The sequence below is a fragment of the Liquorilactobacillus vini DSM 20605 genome, assembly GCF_000255495.1.
GTDB classification, from domain to species: domain Bacteria; phylum Bacillota; class Bacilli; order Lactobacillales; family Lactobacillaceae; genus Liquorilactobacillus; species Liquorilactobacillus vini.
This window is the reverse complement of record NZ_AHYZ01000195.1, coordinates 1-230: the sequence shown is the minus strand read 5'-3', so window position 1 is coordinate 230 and position 230 is coordinate 1. Positions and strand designations below refer to the sequence as shown.

Sequence of the window (230 nt, the reverse complement as noted above, 5' to 3'; positions counted from 1 at the left end):
CAGAGCTTAAAATTCTACGATTATTTTCAAGCTTATTATGCGAAGCGTTAGGAACTTCTTTAGAACGGTTGGATCAAGAGTTAGAAAAAGATGCAAATGTAAAAGTGCTGCGACGGGATCAAAGGACAATTCAGTTTCTTTTTGGTGAAGTAACTTTTAAACGACGATTGGTTGAAGAAACAACTGGTTGCCATGTCTATTTGTTAGATAGACATTTAGGAATCAAGCCA

General features: G+C 36.1%; 1 protein-coding gene. It reads left to right on the top strand.

The features are described from left to right. Positions 1-230, top strand: a 230-nt coding sequence (locus tag ON15_RS10600; RefSeq protein WP_010581473.1) for a UPF0236 family transposase-like protein, incomplete at both ends; no start/stop codon positions are given.